The sequence below is a fragment of the Flavobacterium glycogeni genome, from assembly GCF_048286775.1.
Lineage (GTDB): Bacteria > Bacteroidota > Bacteroidia > Flavobacteriales > Flavobacteriaceae > Flavobacterium.
In genome coordinates this window covers 1-2,616 of sequence record NZ_JBLVPV010000058.1, presented here as the reverse complement: position 1 = coordinate 2,616, position 2,616 = coordinate 1, and the positions used below count along the sequence as shown (strand labels likewise).

Genomic DNA, 2,616 nt, shown 5'->3' with positions numbered 1-2,616 from the left:
CAAAATTAATTATAAATTTGTCTAAACTTTTGGGTGCAGTCTAAAACGAGGTTGTTTTTATATTGTTTTGTACCGATTTAGATTTTTAGAACGGTTGTGCAACAGCTACCGCTGTTATGGGCAGTTTTTTTCTTCGTCAGTCATTTTATGCAGATTTTGTCCTCTAAAATTTCGCAGTTAAACCCTAATTTTTTTACTGTTGTCAAAATACTTTCTGAATTTATGTCGTCGCCTTCAATTCTCAAAATAGTATGCCCACATGGAAAAGGCAAGTCCGTTTCTTGAAGGTCAAAGTTGATTTTCAGGTCAGTATTGTTTTTTTGAATATTTTTCAAAATGTTGTCTGCCTGAATTTGGTTTTGAATATCTGTTATGAAAACTTCTACCATTTTTAAATTGTTATTGTCGTTAGGATAATATTTTAGTGGCGTTAAAATTTTTCTTCAATTATTTCTTTATTTGCCATTCCACCTGCCATTCCACCCATTGCAATGGCATACGAAACAGAACGCATCATTGTTGTGTTGTCGCCACAAGCAAATATTCCGTGTTCGGTTGTTTTCTGAAAAGGGTCGATTTTTAAATAATTCTGATCTGTCAATTCGCAACCTAATTGTTTTGGTATTTCACAATGTTGGTCAAACTTTGGTCTTGCATATAAAGCCTTTACGTTTCGCGAAGTTTTATCTTTAAAAACAATGCTTTCAATTTGTCCTTTGCTATGATTAAAATGGTCTATTACGGTTTCAATAATTTTTATTTTGTGCTTTTGCAATTTTGCTGTTTGCTCTACGGTTAATGTCGATTTACCGTTTGTAAATATTATTAAATCTTTTGTCCAATTATTAATCAATTTTCCCATTTCAAATGCGATATCTCCATTGGCAAGTATGCCCGTTTTTTCATTGCTATATTCGTAGCCGTGACAGTATGGACAATGAATAACGGAAATCCCCCAACATTCTGCAAACCCTTTTGTATTGGGTATAATGTCTTTTACGCCTGTTGCAAAAATCAATTTCTTTGCAGTGAATTTGTACTTTGTTAGTGTTGTTATTTCAAAGCCGTTTTCAGTTTTTATTCCGTTTGTTGCAAGTCCATTGTAAAACTTTACGGTTTCGTATTTTTCAACCTGCTGTTTGGCAAGTGTTGAAATTTCTTTTGGTGTTTTTCCGTCTTGAGTTAGGAAATTATGTGAATGTGGTGTTTGAACATTACAAGGTTTACCACTGTCAATAATCAATACATTTCTTAAAGCTCTTCCCAAAGCCATTCCTGCTGAAAGTCCTGCATAACTGCCACCAATTATGATTACGTCAAAATTTTGGTTGTCTGTCATTTTGTTATATTTAGTAAATGCGGTTAATTGAAATGGCAAAGCCAATGCGGTTAAAGCCAAACTACTTTGTTGAATAAATTTGCGTCTTGAAGTCATTTTTCTTGCTATTTCTTTTGGCAAATATACTACTAATTTTAATTAATGCGATAATGTCGCATTAAATTATTACAAGTTTGTCGCATTAATATTTTTTGACTATTTTTGCTTTATGATGAAACGAAGAAATACCGTAATACAAGAGGCTGTTTTGTCTGTCTTGACAAGCAAAGGAAGGGCAATGAGTCAAGATGCTATTGTAAAGCAAATGGAAGTAAATGCTGATAGGGCTACTATTTATAGGATATTAAACCGTTTTTGTGAAGATGAAATTGTCCATAAAATTGTTGCTGATGATGGGAAACAGTATTTTGCTGTCTGTGTAAAATGTGATGAAGTTACTGTGCCAGTAAATCATTTTCATTTTCGTTGCACAAAATGTGAGACCATTGAGTGTCTTACTTCACTCGTAAATTTTTCAGTCCCCGACAAATATGTTGTCGAAAAAATGAACTGTGTCCTTGTAGGTATTTGTAAAGATTGCTCGTAGTTGGATGCACGCTCTAAAATTGCCCATAACGTCAGTTCGTCTAAAAACCTCCAAACGAACTCAATTTTGTTAATTAGAAAGTAAATATATGGGATTTAAACTACAATTAAGATTCTTTCTAGAAAAAGTCACTTGATAATTATTAAAAGAAAACGAGCGCTAAAAACATTACAACTCACTTTTAAACCCCAAAATAAAAAGCTAATACTGTGAATATACTACTTTAATAAATTGTGGCTGATTAAACTAATCATATACAACCAAATTTAAACTGAGAAAAATGCTTCAATTTATTTTTTTTTTGGGGAACTAGAATCAAAGAACGTTGACAAACGAGCTCCAGTGGGGTTGTTACGCATTTGTGCAAATGTGTCTGCATAGTCAAGGTTGTATTGTCTAAATTCCATATTAAATTTGTTTATTCTGTTGTCTATCTTGAAGTGTCGCCTTACAATGCCACTAACGTTTTCGCGCTCTTGCGATGTGGCGGATTAAGGAAGCCTACCTTTCGGTTAATGACTATTTCCCAAGCACAAAACCATCTTTAAATTAAGCCTAAACCCGCCATATTGCTAAACGGCGGTTGAACTAAACCTTCGGTAGCGCGTCACCTGAAAATGTTAGTCCTTTGTAAAACTAATTAAAAAACATTTACAATGACAAAAAAAAGAAGACGACGCAGTTGTAGCAA

3 protein-coding genes are annotated in these 2,616 nt (G+C 33.5%); 1 reads left to right on the top strand and 2 read right to left on the bottom strand.

Features of this window, described 5'->3' with window-relative positions; translation table 11 throughout:
- Positions 1 to 140 precede the first annotated feature (140 nt).
- The gene (locus tag ACNQGX_RS18245; RefSeq protein WP_417978723.1) at positions 141 to 389 is read right to left on the bottom strand and encodes a hypothetical protein; all 249 of its coding nucleotides are present in this window, start codon (positions 387 to 389) and stop codon (positions 141 to 143) included.
- A gap of 41 nt (positions 390 to 430) precedes the next feature.
- Positions 431 to 1,339, bottom strand: coding sequence for an NAD(P)/FAD-dependent oxidoreductase (locus ACNQGX_RS18240; protein WP_417978725.1), 909 nt, complete (start codon positions 1,337 to 1,339; stop codon positions 431 to 433).
- Between the two features lie 208 nt (positions 1,340 to 1,547).
- Here ACNQGX_RS18240 and ACNQGX_RS18235 point away from each other — a divergent pair, with 208 nt between their 5' ends.
- Positions 1,548 to 1,925, top strand: coding sequence for a Fur family transcriptional regulator (locus ACNQGX_RS18235; protein ID WP_417978721.1), 378 nt, complete (start codon positions 1,548 to 1,550; stop codon positions 1,923 to 1,925).
- Positions 1,926 to 2,616: the final 691 nt, after the last annotated feature.

What these genes read in the sequence shown, in the direction of transcription:
- ACNQGX_RS18235 (WP_417978721.1), top strand. Translation starts at nt 1,548, where the DNA reads ATGATGAAACGAAGAAATACCGTAATACAAGAGGCTGTTTTGTCTGTC.
- ACNQGX_RS18245 (WP_417978723.1), bottom strand. Translation starts at nt 389, where the DNA reads ATGGTAGAAGTTTTCATAACAGATATTCAAAACCAAATTCAGGCAGAC.
- ACNQGX_RS18240 (WP_417978725.1), bottom strand. Translation starts at nt 1,339, where the DNA reads ATGACAGACAACCAAAATTTTGACGTAATCATAATTGGTGGCAGTTAT.